A 16,426-nucleotide genomic window follows, 5' to 3' on the forward strand; every position below is an offset into this window, starting at 1 on the left:
GTGCCGCCCTTGCCGGTTCAGCAGGAAACCTGAGATGAACGACATTCCTTCCGAGTCCGCAACGTCTTTGCCGGAGCCTGAGCCGGCACCGAAGAAAGTTTTGACGCCCGCCGCGCAGCGTGCGCTGGCCGAGGCAGAAGAACGCCGGGCTGCAGCCGCAGCGGCACATACTGCGGCGAAAGCGAAAGAGTTCCAGGGACCTGAAGGCCCGGAGCCCACGCGCTTTGGCGACTGGGAACGTAAGGGCATTGCGTCCGACTTCTAACTCTTCGGATCACTAAGCCAGATTCTTCTGGCTGGTTGTTTCGACTCACATTATCGCAGGACGATGACCCCAGCATCGCGCATTCACCGTGCGTCGCCGTGGCGATCCCGCATGTCCGCGGCGATGCCGTGGGTATTCGTGCTTGGCCTGGCCGCCGGCACCATGTTGCCGGTGAAGCGTTGGCTGCCGTTCCTGCCCGGCGCGGATCAGACCGAGGCGGCCCGCGATTCCGAGGCGATCGTCAGGCGCGCCGGCAATGCTGAGGCGCGCTACTCGATCGAGATGCGCTATGCCATCGACGGCGATACTTTTGGCGCGCGCGTGCATCTTGGGTCGGGTGAAGACGTCAGCGTGCGCATTCGTTTGCGTGGCATCGATGCGCCAGAGCTGAAGGGGCAATGCGCGCGCGAGATTCAGAAAGCAGAAACCGCGACGGCTGCACTGACCAAGTTGCTCCGCGAGGGAAGTCTCACGATCTACAATATCGGGCCTGACAAATATCCCGGCCGCGTGGTCGCCGATGTCGCGACCAGGCAAACGCCCAACGTGTCTGCAGCAATGCTCAACGCAGGGCACGCGCGCCCGTATGGTGGCGGTCATCGCAACGGCTGGTGCGATAACCGCTGAGATCAGCAAAACAAAAAGCCGCGCATCATGCGCGGCTTTTCAGAATAGCGAAGCTGCCAGCGATCAGCGCTGGGTGACGATCACAGGCGTGCCGACCGAGACGCGCGAATAGAGGTCGGTGATGTCTTCGTTGTACATGCGGACGCAACCGTAAGAGACATAGCCGCCGATCGAATTGGGGCGGTTGGTGCCGTGGATGGCATATTCGCCGCCGGCAAGGGTCATCGCTGCAACGCCCATCGGATTAGCTGGCGAACCGCCCGCAATCACATCGGGGATATTCGGATTGTCACGCTTGACGTCGGCGGGCGGAGCCCAGGCCGGCTGGCGGTACTTGCCGTCGATCTTGGTGGCGCCGGCCCACTGTTTGCCGGGCTTGCCGACACCGACGGGATAGCGCACGGCCTGACCCTGTTCGAGCACGAGATAGAGCTTACGCTCATTGGTCTTCACGACGATGGTGCCGGGGGCATAGTCGCCGTGGAAGCCGACCACATTGGGCGCTGCCTGCGCGGTGGGGGACATCAGGGCGCCAACGACAACGGTGGCTGCCAGCGCACGAGCAATCTTCAAGGACATCGATCTCTCCAGTTCGGCCCGGCCGGTAGCGGCCGACGAGGTCGTGCCGCCTCTCAAGGCGACGAAAACAATTGCACACGGGAAATTCTCAACCAGTCGCGTAAACAACCGGTCTCTGCCAGCGCGGGGGAGTGCGCCAACGAGCGCCTAAAGAGGAAATCCGCTGAACAAAGTAAATGCCCGGAAAACAACACTCGCTCTAAATTGGCCGGGGGTGGCCATCCGGCCCTGACAATCGCGTGAGGCCAGCCAGATGCAATGCGTTGGAGGTCACTAGGCCAGCGTAAAGGCCTCATGGACGGCGGATTGTACCGCGCCGCCGAGGACAGCGCCGCCACCGGCCACATAGATCCAGTCACCAATAACTGTGGCGCCGACCGCATGGCGCGGGGTCAGCATCGGCGCGTGGCTCTGCCAGGTGTCGGAGGCCGGATCGTAGCTTTCCATCTGTCCGTACACCTTGCCCTGGGTGAGCTGGCCGTTCTGCACCACGCCGGATTCGCCGCCCATGGCAAACAGCCGGTCGCGATACACGACAAGGCCATGGCCCGAACGGGTCGTCGGCAGTGCGGCGCGCAGCTCCCATGTGTCGCGCTCGGGCAGATACACATGGTGCAGATCGGTATTGTACTCGAACGTATTGAAACGCCCGCCGATCACATGGATCACGCCGCGCGTGGCGACGCAGCCGACATGGTCGCGCGCACCGGGCAGTGCCTTGCGGGTCTCCCATTTGTCGGTCTTGGGATCATAGACTTCGTGCCAACTGACACTGGCGCGCTCAGCCGCCGGTTCCGACGCGCCGCCGATCAGATGGATTTTGCCGTTCAGCGCAACGGCAGCGCCGGCACCGCGTGGTCGCGGCAAAGGCGCGATATTGTCCCAGCGGTTGGCGGCGACATCGTAGGCATAGGCGTTCTGATCCGAGCCGCGGTTCTGCTGCATGAAGCCGCCAAGCGCATAGACCCGTCCGGCATCGGCGGCGACCGAGACGTGATTGGCGCCGCGCGGCAGCGGCGCGGCGTCGAGCCACCGATCTGACGCGGGATCGTAGACATGGTGATAGGGCCGGTCGACACGGCCTTCGCCATAGCCGCCGACGATATGCATGCGATCGGCCCATGAGGTCGCCCAGGCCATCTCGCTGCGCGGCAAGGGCAACGCCGCACGCGATATCCATTTGCCTTGCGGCCCTTTCGACGCCGGACTCTCCGTGACGCGCTGCGCTTCCTGCTCGGGCGTCATGTGATGCGGTACGCCGCCTTGCAATTTGGCGTAGGGCTCTTTCGACGATGGTGCCGCAGGCAATGCGGGATGACCGGCATGTTGCGCACGGGCGGAGGCTCCGCCCGCGACAACTGCAGCACTTCCCAACACGAATGACCGACGATCCACCACATCACTCCGTGTTTGCCGACAGATTGGGCGAGCGGTTACGCCCCCGGCTTCTTGTTCTGCCGATGCTCGACGAGGTCGGTGACCACGGCGGGATCGGCCAGTGTCGATGTATCACCCAGAGATGACGGTTCGTCTTCGGCGATCTTGCGCAGGATGCGACGCATGATCTTGCCGGAGCGGGTCTTTGGTAGACCCGGTGCGAACTGGATCAGGTCCGGCGAGGCGATCGGGCCGATGTCCTTGCGAACCCAGGCCACGAGCTCCTTGCGGAGCTCTTCAGTCGGCTCGACGCCGTTCATCAGCGTGACGTAAGCGTAGATGCCCTGGCCCTTGATGTCGTGCGGATAGCCGACCACGGCGGCTTCCGACACTTTCTCATGTGCGACCAGCGACGATTCCACTTCCGCGGTGCCCATGCGGTGGCCGGAGACATTGATGACGTCGTCGACGCGGCCGGTGATCCAGTAATAACCGTCGGCATCGCGGCGGCAGCCGTCGCCGGTGAAGTACTTGTTCTTGTAGGTCGAGAAATAGGTCTGTTCGAAACGGGCGTGATCGCCATAGACCGTCCGCATCTGGCCAGGCCATGACTTGGCGATGCAAAGATTGCCCGAGGTCTCGCCGTCGAGCACCTTGCCGTCGGCATCGACGATCTCGGGGACGACACCAAAGAACGGCCGCGTCGCCGAACCCGGCTTCAGTTTCGTGGCGCCGGGCAGAGGCGTGATGAGAATGCCGCCGGTCTCGGTCTGCCACCAGGTGTCGACGATCGGCGCCCGCGCCTCGCCGACCACGTGATAGTACCACTCCCAGGCTTCCGGATTGATCGGCTCGCCGACCGATCCCAGCAATCGCAGGCTCTTGCGCGAGGTTTTCTTCACCGGCTCGTCGCCGGCCTGCATCAGCGCGCGGATCGCGGTTGGCGCGGTGTAGAAGATGTTGACCTGATGCTTGTCGATGACTTCCCAGAAGCGCGACATCGACGGATAGTTCGGCACGCCTTCGAACATCAGCGTGGTCGCGCCGTTGGCCAGCGGCCCATAGAGAATGTAGCTGTGACCGGTCACCCAGCCGACGTCGGCGGTGCACCAGTAGACATCACCCTCGTGATAGTCGAACACGTATTGATGCGTCATCGAGGCGAACAGCAGATAGCCGCCAGTGGTGTGCAGCACGCCCTTGGGCTGGCCGGTGGAGCCCGACGTGTAGAGGATGAACAGCGGATCTTCCGCATTCATCGGCTCGCAGGGGCATTCGGTGGTCACGACTTCGGCGGCCTCGCGATACCAGAAGTCACGGGCGGGATCCATATTCACCGGCGTGCCGGTGTGTTTGACGACGACGACCCAGTCGACACCGCCGGCCTTGGCGACCGCGGCATCGACATTGTTCTTTAGCGGCACCTTCTTGCCGCCGCGCAGGCCTTCATCGGCGGTGATGATGATCTTCGACTGGCAGTCAGTGATGCGCTGCGCCAGCGAGTCCGGCGAGAAGCCGGCGAAGACCACTGAATGGACCGCGCCGATGCGCGCGCAGGCCAGCATCGCGTAAGCGGCTTCCGGAATCATCGGCAGATAAATCGTGACGCGGTCGCCTTTGCCGACATTGCGGTTGCGCAACACGTTGGCCATCTTGCAAACTTCGTCGTGCAGTTCCTGATAGCTGATGTGCTTCGACTGCGAGGGGTCGTCGCCTTCCCAGATGATCGCGGTCTGGTTGGCGCGCTTCGGTAGATGGCGGTCGATGCAGTTATAGGCGGCGTTCAATACGCCATCCTCGAACCACTTGATCGAGATCTTGCCTGGGGCAAAGGACGTGTTTTCGATCTTGGTGGGGGCGTGGCTCCAGTTGAGGCGCTTGGCCTGCTCGGCCCAGAAGCCGTTGGAATCGCTGATCGAGCGCGCATACATCTCATTGTATTTCGCGTCATCGACGAAGGCGCGCGTCGTCCACTCAGCCGGTACGTCGTAAATCTTGTCGGACATCGTCCCCTCCACCACCGTGCGACCGCTGCGCGAATTCGCCGCCAGCCGGTTCTCGTTGCGCGCAATATGCGCCGGCGCGAGATAGCTGGACAAGCGGGGCCGGACTAGGCCTTTGGTCGGTCCGCAAGGTCGCAGCCCCGATCACGTTCGCGTTTTGACGGCCCGGAAACTTCATCATAAAGCCAATTCAGGCGCTAAACGGTAACCAGTAACCGAAATTGCGTGCTCGTGGACTCGCAATAGTTGCGGGAAGCCCCTAAATCGCCCTCGCAGGGACGGCCAAGCGGCCCGGAACCAAAAATCAATAAACGGCATTAGCAGAGACACAGGGCCGACGAGGCAGATAACACTATGATGGAACAGCAGAATTTCGCGCCTTCCCGGGCCGTTTCCGCCCGTTCCGTCGCGCGGCCAGGCCGTATGGCCAAGCCAAGCCCCGCGAGTGTGGAGGTTTTGGCCCGTGAAATGGGCCTGAAGCTTGGAGATCAGTCTGAGCTGACGATCCGCCGGCTCAAGCGCGGAAAATCGTATTCCTTCATCAGGGCCAACGGCACCCCGATCAAGCATATCGGGACGATCAAGCGGCTGAACTCCATGGCAGTGCCCCCGGCCTATGCCGAGGTCCGCTATGCCGCTGATCCTACGTCGCATTTGCAGGCCGTAGGCCGCGACGCGGCCGGCCGCCTGCAATACCGCTATCACTCGGATTGGGAGAAGGTCCGCGAGCAGCGCAAGGCGCATCGGCTGGCGAAGCTGGTGGCGGCACTGCCGAAGATCCGCCGCAACGTCTCGGCGCTTCTGGCTGGCGACGAGCCGACGCGTGAGTTCGCGCTCGCCGCTGTCATCGAACTGGTCACGCGCACCGCGATCCGTGCCGGCAATGAGAGCTATATGAAGCTGTCGGGCACCCGCGGCGCTACAACGCTGATGAAGTCGAACGTGCAGCTCGAAGACGATTGCATCGTGCTCACCTTCAAGGCCAAGGGCGGCAAGGCAGTGCGCAAGGAGTCCAACGCGTCGAAGCTCGTCCGCGCGATTGGTATCCTGCACGACGTGCCGGGCAAACGCCTGTTCCAGTATCGCGACAATGCTGGCCGCATTCACAAGGTCAACACGGCAGCAGTGAACGCCTTCCTGCGCGATATCGCCGGCATCAAGATTTCACTGAAGGATTTCCGCACTCTGATGGCGTCGGCGACGGTGGCTGAAACCCTGTCACGGATAGAGCCGGCAGCCAGTGAGCGCGGGCGCAGGAAGCAGGTGCTCGAAGCCGTGCGGTCGGCGGCGGACGAATTGCAGAACACGGCGGCGATCTGCCGCAAGAGCTATGTGCACGATACCATCGTCACCGCCTTCGAGGACGGCGTCCTCGCGCGCATCGCCGCGACGCAAACGGGCTATCGCTCGCAATCGAAGCGCGAGCAGCTTCTGGCGCAGGTGGTGGCAGAGGCGGGTTGAGTCAGGCGAGCGTCCACACCGCAGTGTTCTTGATATCCGCATCTTCGAGATCGCGCGTCACCGGCACCTTGTATTCGGTCAGCTTGCGCAATTTGTCCTTCGGCAGATAGCTGCGACCGGGATCGCCGATCAGTACCGTCGCGCCGCGCGCCGCCTGCGCTGAAAGAAATGCAAAGGCGCGCTCTGCGGTGTCGCGTTCATAGAAAATATCGCCTGCCAGAATCGTTTGTGCGGGCGGGACAGACGAGCCGCCGAGCAGATCGTCACCGCGAACATTTATCGTAACGCCATTTTCAGCCGCGTTCAGTGCGATGGCCGTGCGCGCAAAGGCGTCGATGTCATAGGCGAAGACGCTGCTTGCTCCGGCTTTCATCGCGGCGATAGCCACCAGCCCCGATCCTGTTGCGAAATCGATGATGGTCTTTTCAGCAACATGCCCGGGATGATCGATAACAAAGCGCGCCAGTGCCTGTCCGCCGGCCCAGGCGAAAGCCCAGAATGGAGGCGGTAGTCCGGCCTCGCCAAGTTCCTCTTCTGTCTTGCTCCACAGCGGTACGGCCTCGTCGGCTGTGTGCAGCACAATGTTCGGCACCAGTGGCACCAATCGCAGGCGCGTATTGGCGCGGATGAAAGCTACGGGATCAGTGATTGCAAGATTGGCCGCGCCGTCGGCGCTCACAATCCGCCCATTTTGCAGAGCAGCTTCCATTCCTCCGCGGTCACCGGCTGCACCGAGAGCCGCGACAGTTTCAGCAGCGCCATCTCGCCGAGCTTTGGCTCGGCCTTCACGGCAACGAGCGTCACCGGCGTCTTCAAAGGCTTGTCGGCGGCAATGTCGACGCAGACGAACTTGCCGGATTCGTCGGTCGGGTCGGGATAATGCTCTTTCACGATCTCGACGATCCCGACAACTTCCTTGCCTTCGTTGGAATGATAGAAGAAGGCGCGATCACCTTTCTTCATGGCCATCATGTTGAGCTTGGCGCTGTGGTTGCGCACGCCGGTCCAGGCTTCGCCCTTCTTGCCCTTCGCCACCTGCTGGTCCCACGACCACACCGAAGGCTCCGATTTCACCAGCCAGTATTTCATCACGTCTCTAACCTTCTGCCTTGAACGGCCGCGTCAGCAGGCCATCGATTGCCTGATCGATGGTTGTCTGGCCGGCCAGAATTGCCGCCACGGCCTTTGCCACCGGCATATCGACGCCCTTCGATGTCGCAAGCTCGATCAGCACCGGCGCCGTGAATTCACCCTCGGCAAGTTTGTCGCGCGCCGGCTGTTCGCCGCGGCCCAATGCAACGCCGAGCGAAAAATTACGCGATTGCGCGCTCGAACAGCTCAAGATCAGATCGCCAAGACCTGACAGTCCCGACAGCGTCTCGGTGCGCGCGCCACATGCGATGCCTAGTCGCAGTAATTCGCTGAAGCCGCGCGTCGTGAGTGCTGCAAGGGCCGACGCGCCGAGCTGCTTGCCGGCGACGATACCCGCCGCAATTGCCAGTACGTTCTTCGCCGCACCGCCGATCTCGACGCCGCGCACATCGGTGGAGTGATAGGGACGGAACGTCGCCGAACCCAGGGCCTGCACGAGCGCGACAGCGATATCTTCGTCGGCGCAGGCGAGTGTCACTGCTGTGGGCAGGCCCGCTGCGACATCGTCGGCGAAATTCGGTCCCGACAGAATGGCAGGGATCGCATGCGGTGCGACGTCGGCGATGACTTCCGTCATGAATTTGTGACTGCCGCGCTCGATGCCCTTGGCGCAGGCGACCACCGGAACGCCTGCCGGCAATAGCGGCGCGAGCGCCGTCAATGCCTCGCGCAACTGTTGCGACGGGACGGCGAGCAGAATGATATCGGCGCGCGCTGACAGCGAAAGATCGGCGGTGACGAAGACAGAGTCATCGATGGCAGCGCCGGGCAATCTCGGATTGGCGCGCGATACCTGCATCAGTTCGGCGGCTGCAGTCGAGCGTGCATAGAGCACGACCTCGCGGCCGGCGCGCGCCGCGACATCGGCCAGCGCCGTGCCGTAAGCACCAGCGCCGATCACCGCCACAGAGTTTAAGTCGGCCATGATGTTCCCGTCAGTAAGCCGCGCGGGATTTGGAATGGCCTGCCGGCGCCTTGGCGTCAGCGTCGAGCAGCCAGCGCGCGCGGGGCGGTGCTTCCATCGTGTCGGTGAGTCCCAGCGCAAGGCGCTCTGCGCCGGCCCAGGCGATCATCGCGCCGTTGTCGGTGCACAGTGCCGGCGGCGGGATGATCAGCGTGGTCTGCGCTTTTGCGGCGACGGCCTGCAGCGCACCGCGGATCGCCTGGTTGGAGGCGACACCCCCTGCCGCGACCAGTGCATGCGGCGGGCCGAATTGGTCTTCGAACAATCTGAGGCCGACGCTCAATCGATCCGCCGTCGATTCCAGCGCCGCCGCCTGGAAGCTGGCGCAGAGATCCGCGATGTCCTGCTCTTCCAAAGGAATGAGCCGGCTGGCCTCGTTGCGTACCGCAGTCTTGAGACCTGACAGCGAAAAATTCGCATCGGGCCGGCCAAGCATCGGCCGCGGAAACGCAAAGCGCTTGGGATCGCCACCGGCAGCGGCCCGCTCCACTTGCGGACCGCCGGGATAGGGCAGGCCGAGCATCTTTGCGACCTTGTCGAAGGCTTCGCCCATGGCGTCATCGACGGTGGTGCCGAGCCGGACATAGTGGCCGACGCCGAGCACCGCGACGATCTGGGTATGACCGCCGGAAACGAGAAACAGGCAATACGGAAACGCCAAGGAAGTGGTCAGCCGCGGCGTCAGCGCATGGGCTTCGAGATGGTTCACGGCCACCAGCGGGGTGTCATGCACCATGGCTATGGCTTTTGCGGTGGTGAGACCAACAATGACGCCGCCAATCAGGCCGGGTCCGGCGGCTGCGGCCACACCGCTCAGTTGCGCGAAATTGACGTCGGCGTCCTTCATGGCGCGGCCGACGATGCCGTCGAGCAGGTCGATATGGGCGCGCGCGGCGATCTCGGGCACCACGCCGCCATAGGGCGCGTGGTCGCCGATCTGCGAATGGACGATATTGGACAGGATCTTGCCGCTGCCGTCGGGCTGGCGTTCGATAACGGCGGCCGCGGTCTCATCGCAGGTCGTCTCGATTCCCAGCACCAGCATCGGTTGGTCGATGGTCACTATCGGTCCTTGCTAAATCAGCCAAATCCGGGCTTTTCCTGTCCCCGGCGTAGCATTGCGGGGTTGCAAGGTGCAATCACTCGATGCCCTGCGTGGCATGCGAGACCCCCGAAACCGGACCTCAGATATGGCTATTCTCGTCACTCGCCCGCAGCCGGACACTACCCGCACCGCCGCCGTCTTGCGCGCGCGGGGCTTCGAGGTGCTGGCGGCGCCGATGCTGCGCTTCGAAAAGGTGATGCTGTCCATCGATTCGGATGCGGATTTCGGCGCGGTGATCGTGACGTCGTCCAATGCGCTACGCGCACTCGCCGATCAGCCGGTGCAGGCAACCCTGCTTCACCTGCCGCTGATCGCGGTCGGTGACCGGACCGCAGAGGCCGCGCGCGATCTCGGCTTTGCCAAGGTCGTGTCCGCCGAAGGTGATGCTGCGGCGCTGCGGGACCTATTGACGGAGAGCAGCAAGAGCAAGCTGCTGAACAAGACCCGCCCGCTCCTTTATCTGGCCGGCGCCGATCTTGCGCGGGATCTCGCTGGCGAACTCGGTGCGCGCGGTTTCACGGTGGTGACACAAACCACCTACCGGATGATGCCGGTGGCCGATCTGCCGGATGATGTTGCTGCGGCCTTCGTGGCCGGCAGAATCGAGGCTGTGCTGCATTATTCGCGGCGGAGCGCGCGGGCATTCTTCCAGGCGGTGGGCTTATCGGGCGTCGAGATCGCTGCCCTCGCAGTTCCACACTATTGCCTTTCAGCTGCGGTCGGTACGATTGCGCATGATGCCGGAGCCAGCCAGGTCGTGGTGGCGCAGACCCCGGACGAAAATGCCCTGCTCGCGGCGCTGGACCGTGCCATCGCGCCATTATCGCGTTAAGACTGCTGTGACCAAATCCCGGTAGGGATCGGGCATGTCACGAGGGAACCGACGCCATGGCCGACGATAATGAGACGGGATCGTCTCCGGATGCCGGTCGGCCCAAACGGCCGCCGCCAACCATCGAATTGACGGCTGCCGAGGTCACCGAGCGTCCGGCTGCAGCGGAGCCTGCGGTACCGGAAACAGCATCGGAGTCCGTCGATACCGCACCGTCGGACATGCCGCCGTCCGAGCCCGCCGCGGAGGCTGCGGTTGAAAAGCAGGCGCCCATCTCGCCTGCGCGTGCACCTGTCCTGGTTCCCGCCGCCGTTGGCGCGGTTGCCGGTGCGCTTGTCGCCGGGATCGCATGGTTCGGCCTGAGCGGCATTGCTTCGAGTGACAAGGCAGATGTCGATGCGCTGACCTCTCGCATTGCGCAGATCGAAGCGCGCCCGGTCGCTGCGCCGGATACGGGGCTGGCAACGCGGATCGATACGCTCGAGAAATCCATCGCGGGATTGCGCGGCGATCTCACTGCCGCGAAGACACAATCGGATCGTGTCGTCGCCGACATCAATCAACTCAAATCCGCGCCGCGTACCGCGACCGGTGTGGTCGATCTCGGGCCGATCAATGAGCGGCTCGGGCAGATCGAACGTGCAGCCGGCGAGTTGAAGTCTTCGGCCGCCCAACAGAATACCAAACCTTTCGATGACACGGTCTTGCGCCGTATCGTTGCGGCGTCGTTGCTCGATACGTCGGTGCGCCAGGGTGAGCCCTTTGCGACGGCGCTTGCGGCGGTCAAACCGCTTGCCGGCAATGCCAATCAGCTGAAGCCGCTCGATGCGTTTGCAATGACGGGCGTACCAAACGCAGTCGCACTCAGCCGTGAACTGCTTGCAGTGTTACCGAAGCTCACACCCGCGCCGGCGGACACGCCTGCGGTAGGCGCAGGTTTCATGGATCGTCTGCAGGCCGGCGCGGCCAAGCTGGTGCGCATCGAGCGCACCGATGCTGTCGGCGCAGGTAGCAACAGCGGCGCTGTGTCACGCGCGTCTGCGGCTGCGCGCAGCAACGATATCGCCACGGCCAGGCGTGAGTTGCTGACGCTGTCGCCAGCGGATCGTGCCGTGGTTCAGCCCTGGCTCGATAGAGTCGATATGCGCGATGCAGCGCTGGCGGCTTCACGTCAATTCGCAGCCGACGCGATGGCGGCGCTTTCCAAACCAGCGCCATAGGAATCCGATGTTCCGCATTATTCTGTTTCTTGTGTTGATAGCACTTGCGGCCGCTGGCGCCGCCTGGGTCGCCGATCAGCCCGGCGATGTCGTGATATCCTGGGGCGTCTGGCGCGCTTCGCCGTCGGTGCCGGTGTTTGTGCTGGTGCTCGGCCTGACAATCGTCGCGGTGGTGTTCGCCTGGTCGCTCCTGCGTGGTTTGTGGGGTGCGCCGAAGCGAATGCGCCGTCGTCGCCATGAAAAGCGTCAGGCGCGCGGGCGTCAGGCCATCACCCATGGTCTGCTGGCGATCGGGCAGGGCGATGGCCACGCCGCGCGGCGTCATGCCGATATCGCCAAACGTTTGACGACTGACGATCCGCTCGCTCTGTTGCTGCATGCCCAGTCCGCCCAGCTCGATGGCGACCGCGCCGGTGCGCATCGTGCGTTTCAGGCGATGGCTGAGCGTAGCGATACGCGGCTGCTGGGTCTGCGCGGTCTGTTCATCGAGGCGCAGCGCAGCGACGATCCCGTCGCCGCCGTGACGATTGCCGAAGAAGCGCTGAAACTGTCGCCGGCATCGACATGGGCGTCGCAAGCCGTTCTTGGCTTCCGCTGCGCGCAGAGCGATTGGACCGGCGCGCTGAAAATCCTCGACAACAATTTTGCCTCTGGCCTGATCGATCGCGCGGCGTTTCGTCGGCAGCGCGGCGTGCTGCTCACCGCGCGTGCGCTGGAGCTTGAGACACAAGATCGCGATCTGTCCCGCGACAGCGTGACCGAGGCGATCAAGCTTGCGCCAACTTTGGTGCCAGCCGCCGTTCTCGCCAGCCGATTCCAGAGCGAGGCACATCAGACTCGTCGGGCAATGAAGATCATCGAGACAGCGTGGCTGGCGCAGCCGCATCCGGATCTCGCCGACGCCTATGCCCATGTGAAGCTCGGCGATTCCGCGCGGCAGCGGCTGGTGCGTGTCGAGACGCTGGCGTCCAAAGCGCCAGGCCATATCGAAGGCGCGCTGGCGATCGCCCGTGCGGCCATCGATGCCGCCGAATTCACGCGCGCCCGCGAAACACTGGCGCCGTTCACGACCGACTCCACCCAGCGCGTTGCGATGCTGATGGCGGAAATCGAACGTACCGAACATGGCGACAGCGGCCGCGCCCGCGCCTGGACATTGCGTGCCGTGCGCGCGTTGCATGATCCGGTCTGGACGGCGGACGGCTATGTGTCGGATCGCTGGCGGCCGGTATCGCCGGTCACCGGCCGAATTGATGCGTTCCAGTGGCAGACGCCGCTGGCCGCACTGCCGTCGGACAGGGCCTCGACGATCGAGACCGAGATTTTGCGCGAAACCGTGCTGGCTCCGCCGCCCGCGATGCCAAAACCCGTGGTGCCCGTGCCGGTCGAGGTCACACCCTCCGCGCCGGCTCAGGACCTCGCGGTGGAACCTGAAGTACCAGCACAGCCCGAGCCGGTGGCCGATGCTGCGCCCGAGCCCGCCGAAGCGCCGCCGCCGCTCCCGAAACCGGCCCCCGCGCCGCCACCGCTGTTCCGCGACCGCAGCGATATCGCCAGCGCCGCGAAGCCCGCCGTGGCTATTCCGGCCGTCATTCCCATCGTCAGGCCTCCGGACGATCCCGGCGTGGACGAGGCGGACGATTATCGCGATGAATTCGCAGAACTGAATGCCGGCCAGCAACAGGGTGGTTGGCGCGGCTTTCTGCGCCGTTGGGGCGGCTAACGCCCCTGATTCAGGCCGAAATGGTCGGTTTCGGCGGGGGGGTCGCTCAGTTTTTCGGTTGCCGGAGAGGTCTCGGCTTCTTGCAAAGCAACGCCCCGGGCGATATCAGATGCCCCAGCGTTTTTGGCCGAAAAGCCGAATCGCCGCTTGGTTCGCCGCAATAGCTCAGTTGGTAGAGCACGTCATTCGTAATGACGGGGTCACAGGTTCGAGTCCTGTTTGCGGCACCATTTGCGCTCCGGCGCCATCCGTTTCTGTCGCAACTGTCAGTCGCAGCTTTGACGCTTCATGCGGCCGTGGCAGGCATTTCCAGGTCGGCCCAGATCTTGGCGAAATAGGCCTGGAAGGCAGCATCGGTGCGCAGCGCTACGGGATCGCGACCTGCCTTGGGCAAATCGATGACATGAAGCGCCCGCACGGTCGCCGGACGCGCGCTGAGTACCAGAACGCGGTCGGCCATGGCGATGGCTTCGCCGATGTCATGGGTGACCAAAATCGCGCTCTTGCCATTTTCGGCGATGATGCGTGACACGTCGGCCTGCAGCAGCAGGCGGGTCTGGAAATCCAGCGCCGAGAACGGCTCATCCAGCAGGATCACCTGCGGGTCGAAGGCCAGCGTGCGCATGATGGCCACGCGCTGGCGCATGCCGCCTGACAAGGTTGCGGGCTTGGCGTTCTCGAAACCGGCCAAGCCGTAGGCGCGGATCAATTTCATGGCGATGTCGCGCGACGTCTGTCGCGGCGCACCGCGCACTTCCAAGCCGAGCATCACATTGTCGATGACGGAACGCCACGGCAGCAGCAGATCCTTCTGGAGCATATAGCCGACATGTCCTGCGGCGTCGTCGACGCGGATGCCTGCGACCTCGACATGGCCGCGCGTCGGTTTCAGCAAACCGGCAATGACATTGAACAATGTGGACTTGCCACAGCCGGACGGGCCGACAATGGCCAGGGTTTCGCCCTGCCGCAGTTCGAAGCTGACGTCGCGTATGGCCTCGACATATTGCTTGCCGCTTCCAAACGATGCGCCGACCTGTTCCGCCCTGAGCACCGTAGATATAGTTGACGACGACGACGAGGCGATTGGTGTCATGGCGTTCATGCGTCCACCTCGCTGCAGAAGCCGAGTAGCATGTTATTGAAAACGTCGGGTATCACGGCGGTGAAGGCATGGGCGCCCCATTCCACTTCGCGAACGCGCGCGCCCGGAATGGCGGCAGCCAGTTGTTGCGAGAGATAAGCAGGTACCAGGCTATCGTCCCGCGACGAGGCCAGCAGTGTCGGCGTTGCAATGGTCGCGAGCGCGTCGCCCGGGTCGAAGGCGAGAAACATGTCGATCCGCGCATTCATCGTCGCCGCTGTCGGGAAGTGCGCGAGGATGCGCTCTTCTTCCGCGTCGAGCTGCGCGGCGTTGTCGGAAATCCATCGCGGCGGATAGAGAAACAGTGGCTGCGCACGCACATAGGCTTTCGGGCCGGACTGATTCAGGATCTGTTTGCGCACTTCGAAACAGCGCCGCAGGAACGGATCGGCGCGACCCCAGCCGTTCACCACCACCAGGCTGCGCAAGCGCGCGGGGTCGCGCAGGGCAAGTTCAATTCCGACGATGCCGCCGATGGCATGGCCCACCACATGTGCATTGCTGACACCGGCGTGGTCGAGCACATGCGCGATGTCGTCGGCCATGCCCGAGATTGATCGTGGCGGTGCGGTGTTATCAGCGCTGCGGCCGGTGCCGACGTGGTCGTAGAGGATGACCTGGTGGCGCTGCGCGAGTGCGGCGACCTGCGGCGCCCAGAACGATCCGCTGCCGCCCATGCCGGCCGACATGAGGATCGCCGTTCCGTGTCCATGAGTTTCGTAATAGATGTCGGCGTCACCGCCGCTTGCATAGGGCATGGGTTGTCTTGCGGGTTCGAGCGATGGAAAGTCAGAAGCGCAGGCGGCGTTCGAGAATGTCGATCGCGCCGTACATCAGTAGCGCCACGGCCATGAGCGCGGCGATGCCGACCCACACGGCGTTCAAATCGTAAAGCACACCGGCATAATAGATCATGTAGCCGAGGCCCTCTTTCGAGGCGATGTATTCGCCGACGACTGCGCCGATCAGCGCGAAGCCGACATTGAGACGGAAGGCGGACACGATCCACGGCATGGCGCCCGGAATGACGACAGTACGCCAGGTCTTCCATCGGCTGGCACCGAGCGAGCGCATCAACTTGATCAGGTCGCTATCGACTTCCTTGGCGCCCTGTTGCGCGGTGATCACCGCGACGATGAAGGTAATGATGGCGGCGATGGCGATCTTCGACGAGATGCCGATTCCGAACCACACGATAATCAAGGGTGCGAGTGCGATCTTCGGCAAGCCGTTGAGCGCGATGAGATAGGGGCGCAGCACCGCCGCGCTGGTGGGAAACAGCCAGAGCAGCAGCCCGACGGCGCTGCCGGCAATAGTGCCGATCAGGAATCCGGCGATGGCTTCCCAGGCAGTCAGCGCAGCATCGCGCAGGAGTTCTCCGTTGGCGATCAGAATAGAGGCCTTGGCGAAGATGCCGCTTGGCCGTCCGTAGAGATAGACCGCGATCCATTTGAAGCTGATAGCAATTTCCCAGGCAGCAAGTAACAGAGCTAGCAGTGCCACTTGCAGCAGCGCGATCCGCAGGACCGGCGGCATCAGCCGCCGCGCGACATTGGCTTGGGTGGCTTCGATGGTCGTCACATCAAGCTCGCTTGTGTGCGATCGACGCGATCTCGACGAGGCAATCCGGTTTCACCAGTCCGCACTGGATGCAGTAGCGAGCCGGCTTCTCGCCGGGGAAGTATTCGGCATAGACCTTATTGACGGCGCCGTAATTGGCCCAATCGGTTACGAAGATGGAGTTGAAGGTGACATCGGCCATCGTGGCGCCTGCGGCAGTCAGCACGCTCTTGATCGTCTCAAGGATGTGCCGGGTCTGCGCCGCCGCATCGCCGACATGAACGACGTCGTTGTTCTTGTCGAAGGCCAGCGTGCCGGACACATAGATCACGCCGTCGGCCATCATGCCGGGCGAGTAAGGTGCGAGCGGCGGATGAGTGCCGGGCGGAATAATCGCGCGATCTGTCATGGGAT

General features: G+C 63.5%; 17 protein-coding genes and 1 tRNA gene. 7 read left to right on the forward strand and 11 right to left on the reverse strand.

The features are described 5' to 3' along the window. Nucleotides 1–34 precede the first annotated feature (34 nt). Together AB7951_RS28245 and AB7951_RS28250 are read left to right on the forward strand one after the other, a co-directional pair. Nucleotides 35–265: a DUF1674 domain-containing protein gene (locus AB7951_RS28245; RefSeq protein WP_115033144.1), complete on the forward strand. Its 231-nt coding sequence runs from the start codon at nucleotides 35–37 to the stop codon at nucleotides 263–265. Between the two features lie 111 nt (nucleotides 266–376). After that, on the forward strand, nucleotides 377–892 hold the full coding sequence (locus AB7951_RS28250; RefSeq protein WP_439062030.1) for a thermonuclease family protein: 516 nt from the start codon (nucleotides 377–379) through the stop codon (nucleotides 890–892). A 63-nt stretch (nucleotides 893–955) separates the two neighbouring features. Here the strand turns inward: AB7951_RS28250 and AB7951_RS28255 are convergent, their stop codons facing one another. The 3 genes from AB7951_RS28255 to acs form a co-directional block, all read right to left on the reverse strand. Then, nucleotides 956–1,471, reverse strand: a complete 516-nt coding sequence (locus AB7951_RS28255; protein ID WP_092141032.1) for a L,D-transpeptidase — start codon at nucleotides 1,469–1,471, stop codon at nucleotides 956–958. Between the two features lie 273 nt (nucleotides 1,472–1,744). Beyond that, entirely contained in the window at nucleotides 1,745–2,866 is a 1,122-nt protein-coding gene (locus tag AB7951_RS28260) for a Kelch repeat-containing protein (protein ID WP_439062029.1), read from the reverse strand. A 38-nt stretch (nucleotides 2,867–2,904) separates the two neighbouring features. Further along, nucleotides 2,905–4,854, reverse strand: coding sequence for an acetate--CoA ligase (acs, locus tag AB7951_RS28265; protein WP_199711985.1), 1,950 nt, complete (start codon nucleotides 4,852–4,854; stop codon nucleotides 2,905–2,907). Between the two features lie 351 nt (nucleotides 4,855–5,205). On the opposite strand from acs, the gene AB7951_RS28270 reads away from it, so the two are divergent. Further along, nucleotides 5,206–6,312 (forward strand): DNA topoisomerase IB, encoded by a 1,107-nt coding sequence (locus tag AB7951_RS28270; RefSeq protein WP_439062028.1) that lies wholly within the window; start codon nucleotides 5,206–5,208, stop codon nucleotides 6,310–6,312. Between the two features lies 1 nt (nucleotide 6,313). Here AB7951_RS28270 and AB7951_RS28275 read toward each other — a convergent pair whose 3' ends face one another. From AB7951_RS28275 to tsaD, 4 genes are read right to left on the reverse strand one after another with little or no spacing between them, the layout of a single operon-like run. Next, complete coding sequence (locus AB7951_RS28275) at nucleotides 6,314–7,021, reverse strand: class I SAM-dependent methyltransferase (protein ID WP_120287644.1); 708 nt, start codon at nucleotides 7,019–7,021, stop codon at nucleotides 6,314–6,316. Further along, on the reverse strand, nucleotides 6,988–7,401 hold the full coding sequence (locus AB7951_RS28280; RefSeq protein WP_120287643.1) for an EVE domain-containing protein: 414 nt from the start codon (nucleotides 7,399–7,401) through the stop codon (nucleotides 6,988–6,990). Before AB7951_RS28280 ends, AB7951_RS28275 begins: the two co-directional genes overlap by 34 nt. Nucleotides 7,402–7,408: 7 nt before the next feature. Then, nucleotides 7,409–8,389 (reverse strand): NAD(P)H-dependent glycerol-3-phosphate dehydrogenase, encoded by a 981-nt coding sequence (locus tag AB7951_RS28285; RefSeq protein WP_120287642.1) that lies wholly within the window; start codon nucleotides 8,387–8,389, stop codon nucleotides 7,409–7,411. Nucleotides 8,390–8,399: 10 nt separating this feature from the next. Then, on the reverse strand, nucleotides 8,400–9,473 hold the full coding sequence (tsaD, locus tag AB7951_RS28290; protein ID WP_120288082.1) for a tRNA (adenosine(37)-N6)-threonylcarbamoyltransferase complex transferase subunit TsaD: 1,074 nt from the start codon (nucleotides 9,471–9,473) through the stop codon (nucleotides 8,400–8,402). A 145-nt stretch (nucleotides 9,474–9,618) separates the two neighbouring features. Here tsaD and AB7951_RS28295 point away from each other — a divergent pair, with 145 nt between their 5' ends. From AB7951_RS28295 to AB7951_RS28310, 4 genes are all read left to right on the forward strand, one after another. Beyond that, nucleotides 9,619–10,365, forward strand: coding sequence for a uroporphyrinogen-III synthase (locus AB7951_RS28295; RefSeq protein ID WP_439062027.1), 747 nt, complete (start codon nucleotides 9,619–9,621; stop codon nucleotides 10,363–10,365). Between the two features lie 56 nt (nucleotides 10,366–10,421). Next, entirely contained in the window at nucleotides 10,422–11,585 is a 1,164-nt protein-coding gene (locus AB7951_RS28300) for a hypothetical protein (protein WP_120287640.1), read from the forward strand. A gap of 7 nt (nucleotides 11,586–11,592) precedes the next feature. After that, nucleotides 11,593–13,308 (forward strand): heme biosynthesis HemY N-terminal domain-containing protein, encoded by a 1,716-nt coding sequence (locus AB7951_RS28305; protein ID WP_120287639.1) that lies wholly within the window; start codon nucleotides 11,593–11,595, stop codon nucleotides 13,306–13,308. 154 nt (nucleotides 13,309–13,462) lie between these two features. Beyond that, a tRNA-Thr gene (locus AB7951_RS28310) sits at nucleotides 13,463–13,538 on the forward strand. 56 nt (nucleotides 13,539–13,594) lie between these two features. Here the strand turns inward: AB7951_RS28310 and AB7951_RS28315 are convergent. The 4 genes from AB7951_RS28315 to rutC are packed head-to-tail and all read right to left on the reverse strand — an operon-like array spanning nucleotide 13,595 to nucleotide 16,421. Then, a complete protein-coding gene (locus AB7951_RS28315) occupies nucleotides 13,595–14,413 on the reverse strand; it encodes an ABC transporter ATP-binding protein (RefSeq protein WP_246297923.1) in 819 nt (272 codons plus the stop codon). Further along, complete coding sequence (gene rutD / locus AB7951_RS28320; RefSeq protein WP_120287638.1) at nucleotides 14,410–15,210, reverse strand: pyrimidine utilization protein D; 801 nt, start codon at nucleotides 15,208–15,210, stop codon at nucleotides 14,410–14,412. The genes AB7951_RS28315 and rutD overlap by 4 nt, the downstream gene beginning before the upstream one ends. 31 nt (nucleotides 15,211–15,241) lie before the next feature. Then, nucleotides 15,242–16,033 carry an ABC transporter permease gene (locus AB7951_RS28325; RefSeq protein ID WP_089263216.1) on the reverse strand — a complete coding sequence of 264 codons (792 nt, stop codon included), beginning with the start codon at nucleotides 16,031–16,033 and terminating at the stop codon, nucleotides 15,242–15,244. A 1-nt stretch (nucleotide 16,034) separates the two neighbouring features. Next, complete coding sequence (gene rutC / locus AB7951_RS28330) at nucleotides 16,035–16,421, reverse strand: pyrimidine utilization protein C (RefSeq protein WP_093757765.1); 387 nt, start codon at nucleotides 16,419–16,421, stop codon at nucleotides 16,035–16,037. Nucleotides 16,422–16,426 lie beyond the last annotated feature (5 nt).

It is taken from the genome of Tardiphaga sp. 285_C5_N1_2 (assembly GCF_052076065.1).
GTDB lineage: Bacteria > Pseudomonadota > Alphaproteobacteria > Rhizobiales > Xanthobacteraceae > Tardiphaga > Tardiphaga robiniae.